This is a genomic window from Clostridium grantii DSM 8605, from assembly GCF_900129965.1.
Lineage (GTDB): Bacteria > Bacillota > Clostridia > Clostridiales > Clostridiaceae > Clostridium_AF > Clostridium_AF grantii.
In genome coordinates this window covers 1-20,111 of the sequence record NZ_FQXM01000017.1, presented here as the reverse complement: position 1 = coordinate 20,111, position 20,111 = coordinate 1, and the positions used below count along the sequence as shown (strand labels likewise).

Annotated in this window: 11 protein-coding genes, 10 tRNA genes and 1 riboswitch; of the genes, 3 read left to right on the top strand and 18 right to left on the bottom strand. The window is 30.6% G+C overall.

Going from position 1 to position 20,111, the window contains the following annotated elements:
- Window positions 1–12: 12 nt before the first annotated feature.
- The gene (locus BUB83_RS14000; RefSeq protein WP_073339084.1) at window positions 13–1,515 is read left to right on the top strand and encodes an alpha-L-fucosidase; all 1,503 of its coding nucleotides are present in this window, start codon (window positions 13–15) and stop codon (window positions 1,513–1,515) included.
- 122 nt (window positions 1,516–1,637) lie between these two features.
- On the opposite strand, the gene BUB83_RS13995 is transcribed toward BUB83_RS14000, so the two are convergent.
- From BUB83_RS13995 to BUB83_RS13975, 5 genes are all read right to left on the bottom strand, one after another.
- Window positions 1,638–4,568, bottom strand: coding sequence for an AAA family ATPase (locus tag BUB83_RS13995; protein WP_073339083.1), 2,931 nt, complete (start codon window positions 4,566–4,568; stop codon window positions 1,638–1,640).
- On the bottom strand, window positions 4,558–5,694 hold the full coding sequence (locus BUB83_RS13990; protein ID WP_073339082.1) for a metallophosphoesterase family protein: 1,137 nt from the start codon (window positions 5,692–5,694) through the stop codon (window positions 4,558–4,560). Before BUB83_RS13990 ends, BUB83_RS13995 begins: the two co-directional genes overlap by 11 nt.
- A gap of 137 nt (window positions 5,695–5,831) precedes the next feature.
- On the bottom strand, window positions 5,832–7,130 hold the full coding sequence (thiC, locus tag BUB83_RS13985; RefSeq protein ID WP_073339081.1) for a phosphomethylpyrimidine synthase ThiC: 1,299 nt from the start codon (window positions 7,128–7,130) through the stop codon (window positions 5,832–5,834).
- Window positions 7,131–7,268: 138 nt separating this feature from the next.
- Window positions 7,269–7,373: riboswitch (TPP riboswitch) on the bottom strand.
- 139 nt (window positions 7,374–7,512) lie between these two features.
- Window positions 7,513–8,907, bottom strand: a complete 1,395-nt coding sequence (locus tag BUB83_RS13980) for a DUF4179 domain-containing protein (protein ID WP_073339080.1) — start codon at window positions 8,905–8,907, stop codon at window positions 7,513–7,515.
- Between the two features lie 3 nt (window positions 8,908–8,910).
- A complete protein-coding gene (locus tag BUB83_RS13975; RefSeq protein ID WP_073339079.1) occupies window positions 8,911–9,381 on the bottom strand; it encodes a sigma-70 family RNA polymerase sigma factor in 471 nt (156 codons plus the stop codon).
- A gap of 319 nt (window positions 9,382–9,700) precedes the next feature.
- On the opposite strand from BUB83_RS13975, the gene BUB83_RS13970 reads away from it, so the two are divergent.
- On the top strand, window positions 9,701–11,137 hold the full coding sequence (locus tag BUB83_RS13970; protein ID WP_073339078.1) for a muramidase family protein: 1,437 nt from the start codon (window positions 9,701–9,703) through the stop codon (window positions 11,135–11,137).
- Window positions 11,138–11,173: 36 nt separating this feature from the next.
- Here BUB83_RS13970 and BUB83_RS13965 read toward each other — a convergent pair whose 3' ends face one another.
- Window positions 11,174–15,259 (bottom strand): 5'-nucleotidase C-terminal domain-containing protein, encoded by a 4,086-nt coding sequence (locus BUB83_RS13965; RefSeq protein WP_073339077.1) that lies wholly within the window; start codon window positions 15,257–15,259, stop codon window positions 11,174–11,176.
- 418 nt (window positions 15,260–15,677) lie between these two features.
- On the opposite strand from BUB83_RS13965, the gene BUB83_RS13960 reads away from it, so the two are divergent.
- A complete protein-coding gene (locus tag BUB83_RS13960) occupies window positions 15,678–16,490 on the top strand; it encodes a ZIP family metal transporter (RefSeq protein WP_073339076.1) in 813 nt (270 codons plus the stop codon).
- Between the two features lie 62 nt (window positions 16,491–16,552).
- Here the strand turns inward: BUB83_RS13960 and BUB83_RS13955 are convergent, their stop codons facing one another.
- The 12 genes from BUB83_RS13955 to BUB83_RS13900 all read right to left on the bottom strand — a co-directional run bounded on the left by BUB83_RS13955 (window position 16,553) and on the right by BUB83_RS13900 (window position 20,090).
- Window positions 16,553–17,536 carry a sensor domain-containing diguanylate cyclase gene (locus BUB83_RS13955; protein ID WP_073339075.1) on the bottom strand — a complete coding sequence of 328 codons (984 nt, stop codon included), beginning with the start codon at window positions 17,534–17,536 and terminating at the stop codon, window positions 16,553–16,555.
- 27 nt (window positions 17,537–17,563) lie between these two features.
- On the bottom strand, window positions 17,564–18,694 hold the full coding sequence (locus tag BUB83_RS13950) for an AI-2E family transporter (protein WP_084133575.1): 1,131 nt from the start codon (window positions 18,692–18,694) through the stop codon (window positions 17,564–17,566).
- A gap of 207 nt (window positions 18,695–18,901) precedes the next feature.
- A tRNA-Gly gene (locus BUB83_RS13945) sits at window positions 18,902–18,975 on the bottom strand.
- 8 nt (window positions 18,976–18,983) lie between these two features.
- Window positions 18,984–19,058, bottom strand: a tRNA-Gly gene (locus BUB83_RS13940).
- Window positions 19,059–19,076: 18 nt separating this feature from the next.
- Window positions 19,077–19,160 (bottom strand) — tRNA-Leu (locus BUB83_RS13935).
- A 195-nt stretch (window positions 19,161–19,355) separates the two neighbouring features.
- Window positions 19,356–19,432, bottom strand: a tRNA-Arg gene (locus BUB83_RS13930).
- Between the two features lie 139 nt (window positions 19,433–19,571).
- A tRNA-Gly gene (locus tag BUB83_RS13925) sits at window positions 19,572–19,645 on the bottom strand.
- Window positions 19,646–19,653: 8 nt separating this feature from the next.
- Window positions 19,654–19,728 (bottom strand) — tRNA-Gly (locus BUB83_RS13920).
- Window positions 19,729–19,751: 23 nt separating this feature from the next.
- Window positions 19,752–19,835: transfer RNA gene (locus tag BUB83_RS13915), tRNA-Leu, on the bottom strand.
- Between the two features lie 21 nt (window positions 19,836–19,856).
- A tRNA-Lys gene (locus BUB83_RS13910) sits at window positions 19,857–19,932 on the bottom strand.
- 4 nt (window positions 19,933–19,936) lie between these two features.
- Window positions 19,937–20,011, bottom strand: a tRNA-Gln gene (locus tag BUB83_RS13905).
- Between the two features lie 3 nt (window positions 20,012–20,014).
- A tRNA-His gene (locus BUB83_RS13900) sits at window positions 20,015–20,090 on the bottom strand.
- Window positions 20,091–20,111 lie beyond the last annotated feature (21 nt).

Here is a 20,111-nt window from a genome sequence, read left to right as displayed (position 1 = left end):
GGAGGTTTTATCATGAAAGATTTTAAACAAATAAGAGCTGAATTGCTGAGCAAAGATTTTACTATTGGAGAGGGTCCTTTTGAAGGAACTTATGAATCATTAAAACAATACAAATGCCCTAAATGGTTTAGCGATGCAAAGTTTGGTATTTGGGCACATTGGGGACCCCAGTCAGTTCCCCGTCAAGGAGATTGGTATGCAAGGAATATGTACTTACAGGGAAATAAACAATATAACCATCACCTTGAAAATTATGGTCACCCATCGCAACATGGATATAAAGATATCATTCCTCTATGGAAAGCAGAAAACTTTGACCCAGATTATTTGGTGAAAAAGTATAAAAAAGCTGGTGCTAAATATTTTGTATCTTTAGCTGTTCATGTTGATAATTTTGATTGTTGGGATTCTACTTATCAACGTTGGAATTCTATTGAAATGGGGCCAAGGAAAAATATCGTAGGAATGTGGGAAAAAGCTGCTAGAGAAAATAATCTTAAATTTGGTGTAACTGAGCATTTATCAAATTATCATCACTGGTTTGGACCAAGTAAAAGTTGTGATAAACATGGTGAATTAAAAAATATTCCTTATGATGGTACAAACCCTGATAATTCAGATTTATATTTTTCAACATTAGTTGAAAAAGATATTGAGACAGATTGGTTTACAACTGATGATACATCAAAAGAATTCATAAAAGAATGGTTTTTTAGAATGAAAGATTTACTTGATAAACATAAACCGGATTTAATGTATATTGATGGTGGAGTTCCTTTTGGTGATGTTGGTAAAAATTTAATGGCGTACTTCTACAATAATAATTTGATCCAGAACAATGGATTTCTAGATGGAGTATTCAATATCAAAAAACTTGAAAAACTTGGTGAGTATGTAAAAGGAATTGGAGTTTTCGATGTAGAGCGCGGGGTAGCAAAAGACATACTAGATGAACCTTGGCAACTTGATACATGCATAGGCAACTGGTTTTATCAAGATGGTTTTAAATATAAAAGTGCTTTAACAGTTATTGAATTTCTTGTAGATACAGTAAGTAAAAACGGCAATTTATTGCTTAATATACCCTTGCTTCCAGATGGAACTTTGGATGCTGAATGTGAAGAAATACTTGAATCTATTTCAGAATGGATGGCAGTAAATGGTGAAGCTATTTATGAAACACATCCTTGGAAGATTTATGGTGAAGGTGTTGAAAAAACTGTAGAAAAAACATCTTGTCATAACGAAAGTAGCTTTGGCATTTCTTCATCTGAATTTAGATTTACAGCTAAAGAAGATACTCTTAATATATTTAGTTTTGATTGGCCATCCAACAAAAAAATCATTGTAAAATCTTTAAAAACTAACCTTCTTAAAGAAACAATTATGGATGTATCATTACTTGGTTATAACGGCCAAATCCAATGGAAACAAGATACCCAAGGGTTACATATTAATTTACCTGATGAAAAACCTTGTAATCTAGTATGGACATTTCAAGTAAAATTGGCCTAATATAAAATGTGCTAATTGAAAAACTATCCCTAATGACTAGTTTTTTGATTAGCACATTTCTAAAATTTTCAAGTTAAAATCAAGCATTTTTATATCCTTATTACCTATATCAAAACTCTATATCATATTTTAACTATTTTAATATTATAAGGTTTTGAATTATCTAGGATATGTTGGTGACAAGTAAATAATAGCTGTTGAAATTCCTTTCCTTTTTCATCGGCATACTCTGATAAAAATTTCAAAGCTGCCCTCATCCTTTTATCATCATACTGTATCATCACATCATCTAAGAATAAAGGTAAAGCAATATTTTTATCTGAAATAAGTTCTGTAATAGCTAGTCTTAATGAAAGATAAGCTTGATCAACTGTCCCATTACTTAAATAGCCCCATTCTCTATAATGAATACCTGATTGTATTGAAATATCATAATCCTTTGTAACAATTAAGTTTCCATACTTTCCATTTGTTAAATTTTTAAATATTTCAGTTGTCTTTCTGTTCAATTCAGGTCCAAAACTTTGATGCATTTCATCAGAAGCTTCTTTCATCACTTCTGATGTGATTTTGAGACAATTGAAATAATTCTCTTTTTCCTTCACTTCTTCTTGTTTTTCTTCTATTTGTTGTTGAAGTTGACTTAAATTTTTATCTGGTGTTTTAATTTTTTTCTGTAATTCAAACAATTCTTGTTGTAAATTTTCATAGCTAAAACTTTTTCTTAATTGTTGGAGTTCTTCTACTTCATATCTATTTTCACTAAACTCTTCTAATTCTTTAATAGATAGTTCAAGTTTATTTTTTTCCTCCATTAAATATTCTATTGAAAAAACAGTATGTCCCATACCCTTAGCAATATTAAATGCTTCTTCTTTTTCTTTTTCCACTTGAATTAATTGTTCCCAAAGATTCCTTATTAAAAGTTCACCTTCTTCATAGCTTTTTACACTATGATATTCCTTTACTTTGTTCAAAAACTCTTCAGCTTTATTTAAATATTCACGCTCCGCTTCAAGAATAGCTTTTTGATTTTTGTAATCGGAAGCATATTCTAAATACTTGTTTTCAAACTCTGCTACTGAAAGGCAAGACTTTTCTTTCATTTTATCTTCAATATTACTTTTTAATTTATAGCAGAGCACTTCAATTTTATTCCTATATTCTCTAACCTTAACCTCATCTAGTTTTTCTTGTTCTAAAATTGTAATTTTAATATCCTCACCTAGACTTGAATCTTCCCTATATTTCTCAATAATGTAGTTCTTGTCTTTAAAATATGCTTTCGCCTTAATTTTAACCAGGTTTTCTTCCACTTCTTTTTTATTATATAACTTTGTAATCTTATCTAAAGATTTTTGATAATTATTATTCTTTTCTTCTAATAACTCTAATTTTTTATTAATTTTATCAATTTCAGTTGAAATATTACTTATTGCATTTTTATATTTTTCAGATTTATGTAAAATAAGACTTTCTTCCTTTTCATTATTTTTCTTAAGTTTTTCTATTTGTAGTTCTAAATCATTTGTCTGAGCATTATTAATATTCTTATACTTTGCCATGCTTTGTTTTTTCTTAACTCGTACCCCAATTATACCAATAATAATAGAAATAATTACTCCGCTTATGCCAAGCGGAATATGTACTACCCCCAGCATTATAGAAATGATGAATGTTACAACACTTACTATTATTAGTAAATTTTCACTTTTAGTATTATCCTTAGTTTGCCTTTGAATTGAAATTTTTTCATTTGTAAAATTAATTTCTTGCTCCCTTAATTTTTTATCATTAGCCCATTGTATCTTATCTCTTTCAAAACTATTAATTGTACTGTCCTTCTCTTTTATTTTATAAATTTTTTGTTCTTCATATTTTTCATAATCTTCATGATATTTCTGTAGTTCTTCATTCAAATATATCTCTTGTTTTAAATTAAATTGTACATTTTGAAAATTATTTTTTGACACTATAAAGCTTTCAAAAGAGTTTATAAAATTTTCATCAATTTTCGTTAATAATTCCTTAAATTTTTCTTCTTTTTCAACCAACTCATTTAAATCTCTATATTCTTCTTCACTAATAAAACTCAATATAGCCTTATTCTTTGATTCGCTCTGATTTGAGCCTTTAAGCTTTTCTAAACTCCCCTTTATTTTCTCACTTTCCTCCATTAAAGAATTACAATTTTTCAAAAATGATTTAAGGTTTTTGTATGCAATATTTTCTTTTTCTAAACCTTGTTCTAATTCTGTATATTGATTTATTTTTTCAATTAACAAAGCAAGTTGAAGAAATTTGTTTTTATTTGTATATAATTCTAATAATTTCATTTTCTTTTTTTCTTCATTTAGTTTTTCTTCTAAATCCCTATACTCTTCTATAATTTCTTTTTGTTGTTGATTTAGAATTTCAATATCTGCTCTTTCAGTAAACAATAATTCAAGTTCTTTTTTAGCATCAACAAGAACTCCTTTTTTTCTGTTTTTAGACTCCATATCTTCTAATGCCTCATTAATACGATTTATAACAAGTTGCTGTGATACAGTTTCATCCCCTGAAAGAACCAAATTTGACATTAGCTTTTCAGCAACCTCATCATTATTTCCAGTTGATGAGAATCCTCCTATTTGGCTTATAAAAACACTGCGCTCAAATCCACCCAAATCAAGTCCAAAAAATCTTTTCCCTACTTCTTCATCCTTACCCAATGCTATAAGTTCACCTGTCCCCATATTAAATAATCTTACTTTATCAGCACGTGGAGTAGCACCAATATCTTTCTGAAGTCTATAAAATATTCCATCATGTTCAAATTCAACAGCACCATTCATCATGGCCCCGTCCCATGGAAGATATTTTTTTCTTAAATTCTTATGAATGTCTCTTCCTCTTTCTAATTTGCTATAAAACATCATTTTAATAAAGGCCATTAAAGTTGATTTTCCATCCTCATTATTGCCATATATTATTTGAAAACCTTCTTTTAATTCTAGTTCGTAATCCTTAAACTTACCAAAATTTCCAATCTGCAATTTATTAATCTTCATTATATTTTATACCCCCGAAAAATGCTTTTACACCAAGTTTAAGTGCTGTATTTAAATCTTCTTTTTTATCAGGGTTTGCATCATTTATCCTTTCTATCATCTTTCTCATAAAAATATTTCTGAGTGTTATTTCTGTTGAAACTGATTCTAAATCCATTTTTATACTTGTATGATCTTTAATTTTAATGAAGAATACTTCATTAATCATAGCTTTGATATCATCAATATTAATACTAATATCATCACCTATGTTTCCTTCTAATACTACCTTATAAAGATGCTCTGTGTAATCTTCTTTATATTTTAATTTTATTTTATCTAATATAATATCTATGGCCACTTTAGAATTCATAGCCTCAGAAATATCTACATGAAGTTCTACATTCATACGCCGACACATGGTACGATGTTCCAACCTACATACTCCTTTTGATACTATTCCAATGTAAACACCCTTTTCATCAAGTTCGTCAAACCCTCTTCCTTCTGGACATCCACAATAAGCATAATATGTATCCCCGGTTTTAAGTATTTCAGTACTTTTATGAATATGTCCTAATGCCACATAATCCAACTTACTGTTTTTGATTTGTGTTTCTGTAATTGGATTATAATCACTTTTTTGATTTAGACCCACAAGTTCACCATGAATTACTCCAATATTAATAAAATCATCATTTGGAATTTTTACATTCTTTATCATGTGATTAGTTACATATGTTCCTTTAAAAGCTGCTCCCCATAAACGAACTCCCAAATTCTCAATCTCTATTTTTTCTAAATCTCCTTTAAAAATAATAACATTTTCAGGCCAAAAATCTTTTTTTGCATATGGTGAATCTTCCGTTAATGGATCATGATTTCCTGGTGCAATAGCCACTATTGTATTATTTAAACTTGAAAATCCATTTTTTATTTCGTTTAATGTACTCTCATCTATATGAATATTATCAAAAAAATCTCCAGCAATTAATAATATTTGTACTTGTTCTAAATTACACAATTTTAAAATATTCATAAATGTCATTTTGATTTCTGATTTACGTGTTGTTGCTTTTCTTCCTAGTGTTCTTAACTCTGCACCCAGATGAATATCTGCACAATGTACTATCTTAACCTGTCTCAAATCTATTGCCACCACCTAATAATAATTAGTCTTATTTATTTTATCATATACACAGTTCAAAATATACAAAGGCTGGCAAAAATGGTGGTAGATAATTCTACCACCATTTTTTTGTTATCTTTTACAATAATATTTATCTAACACATTATATCTTCTCCATCAATAACTTTATTCATGTTTCTGACTGCACACATTTTACCACACATTGTACAAGTTTTTTCTTCTTCTGGCGTAGATTCTTTTCTATATCTTCTTGGTTTTTCTGGTTCTAGAGCAAGTTCAAACATTTTTTCCCAATCAAGTTCTCTTCTAGCGTCTGACATTTTATTGTCCCACTCTCTAGCACCTTTTATTTTTTTACCAATATCACCTGCATGTGCTGCAATTTTAGTAGCAACTATCCCTTCTATCATATCATCAAGATTGGGAAGTCTTAAGTGCTCTGCCGGAGTTACATAGCATAAAAAATCAACTCCTGCTGCGGCGGCAACTGCACCTCCTATAGCATTTGTAATATGATCATATCCAGGAGCAACATCTGTAACAATAGGGCCTAAAACATAAAAAGGTGCTCCATGACAAAGTTTTTTTTCTAAAAGTACATTGGCTTCGATTTCATCAATAGACATATGTCCTGGACCTTCTATCATAACTTGAACATTTTTTTCCCAAGCTCTCAAAGTAAGCTCTCCTAAAACCATTAATTCTTTTATTTGAGAAGCATCTGAAGAATCTGCAATACAACCTGGACGACATGCATCTCCTAAACTTATTGTAACATCATGTTTTGCACAAATATCTAAAATCTCGTCAAAATACTCATAGAACGGATTTTCTTTACCATTTAACTCCATCCAAGCATAAATCAATGATCCACCCCTTGAAACTATATTAAGTTTTCTTTTATTTCTTTTAAATACCGCTGCTGTTTCTCTATTAATACCCGAATGAATAGTAATGAAATCTACACCGTCCTCAGCATGTTTTTCTATAACTTTCAAAAGTTCCTGAACAGATAAGTTTTTTAAATCTTTATCATAAAAACCCACAGCATCATATATAGGTACAGTACCTATCATAGCAGTAGACTTATCAATTAATTTTTTTCTAAATTCCTCTGTTTTACCGTAACAACTTAAGTCCATTATAGATTCTACATTCATTTCAATAGCTTTTGTAACTTTTTCTAATTCTTGGTCAACATCACAACAATCTTTAGAAATTCCTAAGTTAACATTGATTTTAGTTCTTAAACCTTGTCCAACCCCTTCTGGTTCAATACTTTTGTGATTTTTGTTAGCTGGAATAGCAACTTGACCTTTTGCAATTAGTTCTCTAAGTAACTCAACCTCTATGCTTTCCTTTTGAGCAACTATCTCCATTTCTTTAGTAATAATACCTTTTCTTGCTGCATCCATTTGTGTTGTGTAATTCATTTTTACATCCCCTTTATTATTATTTATTTTCCCAAAAAATGAGGAAGCGATTTTCGCTTCCTCATAAAATGGTTATCGTGATGTTATATTAAAAAAACACACAAACAGAAGTTTGTGTGTTTATATTAACAAAAATTATCAACATTAACTGTACTTCCCTACGTTAGAATTATCTAAATCAGGTTATGAGGGTTAGAAAAAAATCTCAGTCTCAGCTTATAATAAGCACCCCTAGCAAATTTATTATTAAGTTTTTATAATACTCTTAAAGTATACCCTATTAACATTATATATACAATAATATAAAATAAAGTCTTTTTTCTAATCCAACAAAAATATTCTATATGAATAAATACTGCTACTTTAAATAAAAAAATTATGACTATTTCACTTCAATAACAATAGGATCTACAAATTCTATTCTACGTGAATAAGAAGGTGACATATAAACCGTATCAAAAGTATAATCTTTTAAAGTAATCTCTACCTGAAACACACCTGTTTTTTCCACAAATTGTTCTGCTTTATCATTCCAAGAATCCATGTTATGAGTGGTTCCCCAGCTATTATAGAAATATTCATTACCTTCTTGGTCATAGTAGTCTTGGTTCCAAATCTGATAAGAATGATTTTCTGCTTCTTCTGTTGCTTCAAAGATAAGTAACCAATCATTTCCCTTACGCTCTGCATTTACAAAAGTAACCCCTTGAGGAAGTTCTTCTGCCGTAATATTCGCAAGGTCTAATTTTACTGTTTCCATTTCCTTATCTAACCAAGTAACACCAGTAATATACAAGGTAAGACTTTTACTTTCGGAAAAAAAAGAACTTTCCAAATGATGCGATCTCATCATAGGTGAATCTACAGATCCTGTCCCAGTTATACCATTAGTGATTTTATCAAAGCGCTGTTTTTTTTCATTTACAAGGTAAAATTTGAACTCCTTTAGCCATGCAGAATTATCTTCATTGTCCAAGAAATTTAATCTTATATGAGTTGGATAGATTTCAGCTGTTTCTAACGCAAGTGTTTGGCCGTCAATTTCAAAGTTATGGTTTAATATTAACTCTTCCCCCTGTGAAGTGTAATATGGATCAAATTCAAGTGTAAAATTAAATTCACTTATATAATCTGGCTCCATATATTCATTTTCTGAAGTTATTTCATTCTCCACTTCTACAATTTCTTTCCTCCAACCATTATCATGTACTTTTAGTGTTAAAATCATGCTATCTGGCATATCTACATCTACAAAACTAACTGTTATATGATTCAATTCCCCATTACCAGTGTCATAATTTCCTGATATTAGGGAATAGCCCTCAAGTGGTGAATTATCTCTAGCTTTGATTTCTGGATTTGCATCCATTTCATTGTAGTTTTCAGAGTCTAAGGAATAAAAAATATCCAATTCCTTTTGGTCTACAATTACATATTCTATTCTTGCAGTAATTCCATTTTGAGTTTGTTCTATTTCAATAGGCTGCACATATTCATTTTCAACTGCAGCACTTAATGATGGTGAAAATGCTACTAATTGAGCAAGATTTTTTATTAGTGGTATTCTACCACAAGCATAAGCAAACGTTGGAAAACTATTAACAAGTAAAATAAAGGTAATGAAAAAAATAACCAAACTAGTTAGAGATACAGTGAAAAATCGACCTTTGTGTTCTTTTTTCAGTTTTGCTTCCACTCGTTGCATACTATATTCTAACTGGGGCGGAGTATTATCAAGCTCCTTAATTAACATTAAGTATTCTTCACTTCTATTCAATTTTTATTCCACCTCCGATAATTCAAGTTTAAGTAGATTCAGTGCGCGACGTTGCCTTGTTACCACTGTTCCTTGTGGAATATCAAGACTCTTAGCAGTTTCAGAAAGAGTGTATCCAGAAAAATATCGCAAAATCACAACACATCTAAGCTCCTCACTTAATTTTGCAATTGCCTCCTTAAGTGGCAATTGATCATAAGATACCTCATCATATTTTTCAATGGGTAGATTTTCTCTAGGACTCATTCGTTTAAGACGTTTTAGCTCTTTTTTGCATTCATTTATTAAAATACGAGTAATCCATGTATTAAAAAATTGAGGTTGTCTAAGCTTTTTTAAGGCTTTAAAAGCTTTGAAAATAGTTTCATCCACTGCTTCCATGGCACTTGTCTCGTTACCCAAATACAAGTAAGCCGTTTTATATAATTGGATTTTCATAGCCTCTATGCTCTGAGTAAATTCTTTTTTGTCCATTGTTTTACTCCTTCCACTTTGGATAATCCTTCTAATTATTAGATACATAAGCTATACATTTTGATTTATTTTTTTTATAATTATTTTAAATTTATGTTAATTAAAAATAAAAATCAATATTTTTTTACTTAATATCAATACTAATACAATTATCATTAATAATACTTTAAATTTTAGTACATACTATTTGTTACGGTGTTCAAATACTGTTCACATTAAATTTTTTAACATTTTACCCTCAATTGTCAACTCTATTTCAATCTATGCATTAATTAATTCAACTATTAATTTTTTATCTACCAAAGGAGGTATATTGTCTATGGATATATTTGAAGACTATCGGCTAGAAAAAAGCTATGATAGTTATATTCTTCATTTATATGTAAATGAAAATTCTACAGAGTTTTCATTAGAGTTTTTAGAAGAATACAAGAATAAAGATAAAAAACTTAATCAAAGTATAAATGAATACATAAAAGAAAAATTCCCAGATATAAAAATAAATACTGTAAAGATATTACTAGGTTCAGTATTAGTAGGTTCAATTGCTTTAGCTGGAGGAATGAGTCCAGTAGAAGCCAAAGCTGAAACCGTAGCCTCAACTTCTACCCCTTTAATTCATACAGTAGAATCTGGAGATTCCTTATGGGTAATTTCTCAAAAGTATAATGTAAGTATTAACGATATAAAAAGCTATAATAATATAACTAATAACAACATATTTATAGGACAGAGTCTTTATATTACTGAGCCCACAATTGAAGAACTTTCTAATTTAAACTATGAAATTTATACTGTTCAAACTCAAGATACACTTTGGAAAATTTCTCAAAAATATAGCACTACTGTAGATGAGATAAAAGCTTTAAATAATTTAACCTTCGATACTTCATCAGTTGGTCAAAACTTAAAAATCAAAGAAATTTCATCTGAAAATACTGCCTTACAAGTTAAAAACACTACCCATACTGTATCTTCGGGTGATACCTTATGGAATATTTCTCAGAAATATAAAGTAACTATGGATAAAATAAAAACACAAAATAACTTAACAACTGATTATTTAAGTATTGGTCAAAAACTAATAATACCCAGTACTAGTGAAAACTCTAAGATCTCCACTGAAACTTCTGATGCTATAAATGAATGGCCAGCTATAACATATATAGTTCAAGCAGGAGACACAGTAAGTGGTATTAGTAATGTTTTTAATGTAGCTGTAAATGATATTTTAAAATATAATTATATGACTGCAGATCAATGGCTAGATGCTGGAGATAAGATTGCAATCTCTGATTATGCTCCAAGGGAATATACTGTTTTTGCCAATGAATTTTCAAGAATACAAAATACTGGTGAACTTGTGGACTGGTATCTAGAAGGCCAATATTTAATTAAACGATGGGATACTCTTAAAATTCTTGATGTAGAAACCGGAAAAACTTTTACTGTAAGAATGATGGGTGGTTATAATCATTCTGATGTGGAACCTGTAACTTCAAAGGATACACAAATTATGAAAGAATTATTTCCAACTTGGCAATGGTCTCCAAGGGCAGTTGTTATACATAAAGATGGAATGAATATAGCCGCTTCTTTCTCTGGCATGCCGCACGGAGCTTCAACCATATATTCTAATGATGTATCAGGACATTTTGATTTATATTTACAAAATAGTAAACCACATTCATCAACAGCATCAAGTGAGTATGTACAGCAACATTATGATAGCATTTTAAAAGCTACTGGAAAATAAAAAAGTTGAGATTTTTATAATCTCAACCCTTTATTATTAAGCTACTTCTTCTTCTTTCTTTCTATTTGCCATAAATAAAGCAAATCCTACCATTGTCATCATACTTCCTAATGTTACAAGTACTGAAGTATCAACATTTGACCCTGTTTTAGGTAATTTTGCAACAGAAGTTTCAGTTATAAAGTAATCACTACAATGATCCGTAGTAAACGTCATATACCCATTTTTATCTACTTTAACAGTATCTACTATTTCATATGTGTTTTTATCTGAATAGTATCTTGCTACATCTATTGTTTTATTAGCCCAGTCATTACCAACAAATACTGTAACTGAAGCTTTTCCTGGTAATTGTCCATCGCAAGTTAATGAGAATGCATATAATGGTACATCTTTACCAACCATTGCTTTAACTTTATCTTTGATTTTTCCTTTTAATTCATCAGATGGAGTTTCCATAGATAAATCAATATCAGTCATAGCTGCCACAAAATCTTTATTCAAATCTAATCCATTAAATTCCCATGTAATACCATTACCAACAAATTTAATAGATTTATTTTTCCCAATTGAAGATTCAAAATATGATTTTCCTACTAAACTATTCTTTGTAATATCAATTATATCTTTTGCTTCTGGTATTTTTACGGCTGGTATTTCTACTTCTGGTGTTCCTACTCCTGGTGTTTCCACTCCCGGTGTTTCTACTTCTGGTGTTTCTGTTTCTGGTGTTTCTGTTTCTGGTGTTTCCACTTCTGGTTTTACTCCATTTACAAGAGAGGTTTCATAAATATAATTTAAGCTCTTAACTGCTTTTAACTCATTTACAAGTGCATCTCTAATAGGAATTTGTGTATCAACCACATTAGTTGCCCCTGTAAAGTCGTATTTATCTCCTCCTGTAGCCATAAAATCATTTGTTACTACTGTATAGTATTCATTCATATCTATTTTTTTATTATTTGATAATACTATACTTGTTATTCTATCGCCAAATGTTCTATTTAAATCATAATAAGCTTTTATACCAGTAACTTGTACCCATCCAATACTATCGTTACCAATACCATTTTCTAAAACCCTTTTAAGGTCTGAACCCTTCAATTTCATTGTAACTAAAGTATTATCAAAAGGCATCACTTCATACATATTGCCCATTGTAATATTTCCTTTTAAAATCGAAGTTCTAAGTCCCCCACCGTTTGTTATTCCAATTTCAGTCCCTGCTGCTTTTTTCATAACGTCACAAGTCCAAGCTCCAAGAATTGATGTTCCTTCAGTTAATTTATTATGAGTTAAATCTTTTTCTGTTGTTGCAATAACTTGATTTAGTATAGGTGCAAGTTCTGATACATATTTATTTTCAATTTCTTTTGCACCACTGTCTTCTATCAATGTAGAAGATCTACTATATAAATTATCTACTGTAGGTTCTATCGTTGTAATTTTTCCTGTAGTAGTATCTACATCGATTGTTAATCTTGCTAAAGTTCTTCCTGAATAATAAGCTTGTACTATTGGTGTATTATTAACTTTTCCGGAAACAGTTTGATGTGTGTGTGCACTAACAATAGCATCTACTCCAGTATTTGCATTTGCAAGGTCTGCTGCTTCTCCAGTTATTACTTTTGTAGTAGAGTCTTGGAAAGCCCCTAAATGTGTTAATGCAATTACTACATCAGCTTTACCTTCTGGAAGAGAACCATCTTTAAGTTTTGTAGCCCAAAGTTTTGCTGATTCTATTGGGTCTTTAAATTCAAGATCCTTAACATTTTCAGTTTTTGTTTTAAATTCAGTTTCTGGAGTTGCAAGGCCTATTAATCCTACTTTTATTCCTCCAATATCCACAATTTTATAAGCTTTTGCCCAAGTTACAGGCTCACTTGTGGTTTTACTGTAAATATTTGAAGCTAAGAAATCATATTCACCATCTTTTGACCATTGAGCTATTTTATCTATACCCCAATCAAATTCATGGTTTCCTACCGCAGAAGCAGTTACCCCTACATATTTCATAAATTCATTTACAGGAGCACCATATGTTAAGTTTGACATAGCACTTCCTTGGAAACTGTCTCCTGCAGAAACTACCAAAGTATCCGGATTTGTATTTTTAATTCTATTTATTTCTCCAGCAAATTTTGCTATTCCTGAATTCTTCCCTGAATTTTCTACCGCTCCATGGAAATCATTGAAGGAAAGTATATTAATATGCTTAATTTTATTTGCATTTACTAAATCATTATAAGTAACAGCTTTTGCATTCCATGACTTACCATCATCTGAAGCTGGCAATTCTAATTTACTCTCATTGATAGCTTTTACTGCCGCTGCTCTTTCTTGCAAATCCCAGTTATTCCCGATAATACTCCAATTTTTATCATATTCAGGTGTTATAACTCCACCTTTTACATCAACTATATAATCTCTTATTAAATCTCTTACTCTACCTGCATCACCCATAACATCTTCTGATTTAACAATCACCTTAGGATAATCGCCATCTTTTGTAATTATTGCTGATGTTGATGCCAATATATTTGTTGTAGCTCTATAATTGTTTACAGCAAGTCTTAAGATATCTTCATCTTTTATAGCTGTTCCATCATTCTTTGTTAAATTTACTATTCTACTACCACTGGCTTTAGATATATCTACATTATATTTAACTCCTGAAAACATATCATAGTTATATCCCTTAACTGTTGGATTAAAAGATACAGTTAAATCTCCAGCTTTGTACATATTATAGTAATTAGCTGACCACTCCATATATTCTTTTAATTGTTTTCCTGTAACTTCAAGTATGTATAATGTATTGTCGTACTTATAGATTAATGAAGTATCAGATTTTTTTATTTGTCCTTCTTTGATATTTGCATTACTTTGGAACGCTGCTGCTGCTGATACATCTACTGCTTTATTATCAGGAGATATTTCTTTTCCATAATACATTTGAACTTTATTAATCAATTCAATCATAGCTGTTGGTTGAATTTGAGCTGTAGGGATTCCAGTAACTTCATCAGCTGTAACTAAATCTCCCCCTTTAAGTTCACCTATTACAGTGTTAGCATCCGCTAATGCTATTTCATGATACGGATTTAATTTTGTTTCTAGGTCGGTATCTACAGCATAATAAATAGGATTACCATATTTACCCGCCATTGCAATATTACTTCCTTTTACATCTGTAGCTTTATCTTGAATAGAAAAGCTTCCATCTGATTGTTTTGTCAATACGATCTCTATTTTAGATAAATTTTGAACATATTTACCCGGTTCTACAATTAGTACTCCATTTATACTTTTATTTACTATAGAATGAGCATGTCCAGCAATTATAGCTGTTAATTCAGGACATGAATTTGCAATTTCTGTAACTCCTGAATTTGCTACTCCATACTCTTGGTCAAGACCCATATGTTGTGCTGCTATAAATACCTGCGCTCCATCTAACTTAGCTGCAGCTATTGCCTTTTGAGTTTCTTCAACTGCATCTAACACATTATAATCTGCTAAATTCACTGAATCCCATCTATCAATATTTGGTGTAACCATACCAATTATTGCAACTTTTACACCTTCTTTTTCTACAATTGCATAAGGTGCACCTAATGTTTCCCCATCTGATTTACTTGCTACATTTCCACATAGAACCGTTCCAGTAAATTTACTAGAAATTTCCTTTATGGTACCGATTCCATAATTGAACTCATGATTTCCTAAATTCCATGCATCATATCCTATTTCATTCATAGCTAATACCATAGGGTTTATTCCGTTTAAATTTTTAGAGTTATCTAAAAATAAACCCTGTGAATTATCCTGAACAGTATCACCATTATCAATTAAAATAGTATTTGCATTTTTTTCTCTTAACTCTTTTACTGCAGTAGCAATCTGTGCTAAACTTCCTGAATTATCCACTGCATTAATTGCATAATCATATGGCAAAAATCTACCATGAGCATCACTTGTTGCAAGAATTTGGATTGTAACCGTTTCCAGACTTTCTATTGCCTTAACTGTTGTTGGTGTGATTATGCTAAACAACAACGCAATGACCATAGCTAATGATGTGATTTTTTTTGATTTTTTAGATTTAATATAACTTTTCAAAATACATTCCCCCATAATTTATTAAGTTTTTGATAAGTTTTCATCATTTATTACACCATGTAAACATTTACTTTGCTCTGCATTTACGTGCGCTAGAATTAGCTTTTGTAAAATTTAAAAATCCCTCCTTAAAAATATTATATCATAATTAAATAATTTTAACATAATATTTTTCTTTTTATGTTAAAATTATTTAATATAAGTATATATTTGTATTCTTTTTAAATATATACTTTGTTAAGAACTTTATTTTTTCTTTTCAATAATATTACATATAAAAGTAGTTAATACTGTAGAAAAATATAATTAAAAATTTAATTATATTTTATATAAAAAATCTGTTACTTATGTTATTCTAATACTATAAATAATAATTATTATTTGTTAGTTCTAATATTTTATGCAAGGAGGTTTTATTATGGTAATATGGTTTCAACAATTTCCCCCAGTTACACAGGCATTAATAGCTACTTTATTTACATGGGGAGTAACTGCTTTAGGGGCATCATTAGTTTTCTTTTTTAAGTCAATTAATCGTAATGTTTTAAATGGAATGTTAGGATTTGCTGCTGGAGTTATGATAGCTGCCAGTTTTTGGTCTTTACTTGCTCCAGCTATAGATTTATCAGAAGAAATGGGTATTTTACCTTGGATTCCAGCTGCTGTTGGATTTTTGGCTGGAGGTGCTTTTTTATTCCTAGTAGATAAAATATTACCTCATTTACATCTAGGCCTAGACGTTTCAGAAGCAGAGGGAATTAAAACTAGTTGGCAACGAAGTATTTTATTGGTACTTGCAATTACTCTTCATAATATACCCGAAGGATTAGCTGTGGGAGTAGCTTTTGGTGCAGTAGCATCAGGAATACCTTCCGCAAGTTTAGCAGGTGCTATTGCTCTTGCTATTGGGATCGGACTTCAAAACTTTCCTGAAGGCGCAGCAGTTTCAATTCCTTTAAGAAGAGAGGGTTTTTCTAGAACAAAATCTTTTGTATACGGTCAAGCATCAGGAATTGTAGAACCTATAGCCGGTGTAATAGGTGCAGCTGCTGTAATATTCATGAGACCTATACTTCCATATGCTCTTGCTTTTGCCGCAGGTGCAATGATTTATGTAGTAGTTGAAGAGCTTATACCTGAAGCACAACAAGATAAGAAAACTGATATTGCAACTATAGGTTGTATGGTAGGATTTGCTGTTATGATGATTTTAGATGTAGCATTAGGTTAGATCAGTTGATATTTTTATGGTTAAATAAATTAAGTGGGACAGCTAAAGCTGACCCACTATTTTTAAACTTCCGTTTTATTTCTACCACTTTTTTTTGCTTCATATAATTTCTTATCCGCTCTGTTTATTAAACTCTCTTTGGTTTCATTACTATATTGCGCTACTCCACTACTTATTGTTATCCTAACTTCAAATCCCCATTGTAAGTCAGCAATATTTTTCCTAATTTTCTCTGCTACTTTAAATCCATCCTCTTTATTTATATGCGGTAATAGAACTATAAACTCTTCTCCACCAAATCGTCCTACTTCATCTACTTTTCTGAGACTATTTTTTATTTTCTTACCTAAGGTTTCTAAAACCTCATCCCCAATAAGATGACCATAATTATCATTAATCTTTTTAAATTTGTCTATATCAATAACTATAATTGAAAAAACATAATCATACCTATTAGATTTTGCTATTTGCATTTCTATTCTATCTAAAATATACTTTTTATTTTTTAATCCTGTTAAATCATCTGTTTCAGATAGAATTTTTAGCATTTCATTTTTTTCTTGTAATTCTTTTAAAATCATATTTTTTTCTTTTAAAATTTTTTCATTTTCAATCTCTGCAATTTTTCTATCCGTAATATTTAGTACAAAACAAGTTAACCCAATGACTTCATCTTTTTTAGATCTTAATGGAGCAAAATAATTCCTCCAGAAAAATCCATTTAATTTTTCATTCTTATATTGATCTATGGTATCAAAAGGTTCTCCCCCTAGAGATTTATCAAAAGATTTCTTAAGTTTATTTCTATCTTCATCTTCATATATAGCATTAAGCGCATTCATACCAATTTCAATGTTATTTCTACCAATACTCTTCATGATATCTTTATATTTTTGATTAAAAAATAGATAATTGTATTCTTTATCCAAAACAAATATACTAATATCTGGCGAACTATCTATTATTGTTGACAGCAACCAAATCTTTTCTTCTATTTCTTCATCTAAAAGCTTTTTCCTACAAATATCATTACTTTTATCAATCATAACAAACCTCACTTTTACTATTATTAACTATATTATCTTAATCTCTTTTTCTTTCAATCTTTCAGCGGTAAATTCCCTAACAATAGTATATATTGTTGAGAATATCGGTATTCCTATTATAATGCCTACAATACCAAATAAATTATTACCTACAATTACTGCAATAAGCACCCAAAAACCTGATAAACCCATAGAAGTTCCAACAACCCTTGGATATATTATATTCCCTTCCACTTGTTGTAACACTATTAAGAAAACCACAAACCAAATTGCTTTTACTGGATCCACCATTACAAGAATAAGAAAGGATGGTGTTCCTCCAATATAAGGACCAAACATAGGTATCATATTTGTTATGCCTATTATAACACTAATTAAAAGTGCATATTGAAATCCAAAAATACTCATACCAACAAAACATATAGTTCCAATGATAAAAGCTTCGACTATTTGTCCTCTTATAAAGTTTTCAAAAGATTTATTTAAAATTGCTAAAAGTTTCATAAATCTATTAGATACCTTTATAGGAATAAATGCATATAATACCCGTTTAAGTAACAAAGTTAATTTTTCTTTGCTAATCAACATATAAATAGCCAATATAAAGCTAAGTAAGGCATTAAAAATCCCTGAAAATAAGTCCCCTGCAAAACCATACACAGACTCTACTACACTCATTATTATACTACTCAATCCAGTAAGTAATTCATTCCATGATTCCACAATTTTTTTTGTAATTTCTGTACTTAAGTTATACTCAACTAAAATAGAATTAGAATATGTTTGAACTATCTTTATATATCCTGGAATATTATCCACTAAAATATTTATACTATCCACTAATTGAGGAATAGCGAAAGAGAATATAACTACTACTAATGCAACAAAAGCTACTATAGTCAGTAATAATGCCACTATCCTTTTTAAACTTTTAGATAATTTAACTTTATGTAAAAGATTTTCCTCCAAAAATTTCATTGGAATATTAATAACATAAGCAAATATAAACCCAATAATTATTGGAGATATAACTGCTACGGCTGAAAATAAAAATTCTTTTACATTGGTGAAATTATTGAAAAACATATATACAACTATAGATATAATTATAATTGTGGTGTAAGTAACTACTTTCCTTTTATCTATGTACTTTATCACTTAATTTCCATCCCCTTTGTATAATACTATTTATGTTTAATCATTGATCCATACCTAATATTTTATTAAACCTAAAACTTTTAGCGCTTATTTTCTATTTTACCATATTTATAGAAATTTAAAACATTATATGAAAAAAGACTTGCAACTATCAAGTCACAAATCTTTCTATTTAAATAACTAAAAGTTCTTTTAAGAAAATAAAAATGGAGCGGGTAGAGGGAATCGAACCCTCATCGCTAGCTTGGAAGGCTAGAGCTTTACCACTAAGCAATACCCGCATAATCTTTGGAGCGGAAGACGAGACTCGAACTCGCAACATCCACCTTGGGAAGGTGGCGCTCTACCATTGAGCCACTCCCGCAGCTCTTTTTAAAGTAATTGGTGCAGGTGAAGGGAGTCGAACCCCCACATCAAAGATACTAGATCCTAAGTCTAGCGCGTCTGCCAATTCCGCCACACCTGCATATTTATTATAAGTTTTGTACAATATTCATTATACCATATATTATCAAATGTTCAAATACTTTTTGTGTTTTTTTGACTTAATTTTAAAGAATTATTTATTTTAAAACATAGCCTTTTTTATTAAATACTTTATTTGACCAATTCAAAGTTTTTCGAAGAAAAACTCTCAAAATCTGTGCCTGATGAACTGATTTGGTGCACCCAGAGGGATTTGAACCCCCGACCTGCGGATTCGAAGTCCGTAACTCTATCCAGCTGAGCTATGAGTGCATGTTTAAAATATAGGCTACAATTTACAGTTAAGGATAATTTTCTTCAAAAATCTTTAAATTTAAAAATAGTTTAAGTATGCCTTTGAATATTCAAATTTAAGTTTTCCAAAAAATAAAAAAACTCCAAAAAATAAAAATGGAGCGGGTAGAGGGAATCGAACCCTCATCGCTAGCTTGGAAGGCTAGAGCTTTACCACTAAGCAATACCCGCATAATTTTTGGAGCGGAAGACGAGATTCGAACTCGCGACGTTCACCTTGGCAAGGTGACGCTCTACCACTGAGCCACTCCCGCAACTTTTGTTTTATGTAATTAATTGGTGCAGGTGAAGGGAGTCGAACCCCCACATCAAAGATACTAGATCCTAAGTCTAGCGCGTCTGCCAATTCCGCCACACCTGCATGTTGTTTATTATTTTAAAATGGTGATCCACCGGGGAATCGAACCCCGGACAACTTGATTAAAAGTCAAGTGCTCTACCGACTGAGCTAGTGAATCAAAATGGCTGGGATAGATGGATTCGAACCATCGAATACAGGAGTCAAAGTCCTGTGCCTTACCGCTTGGCGATATCCCAATATGGGGTGAACGAAGGGGCTCGAACCCTCGACAACCAGAACCACAATCTGGCGCTCTACCAACTGAACTACGTCCACCACAATATGGTACGCGATCAG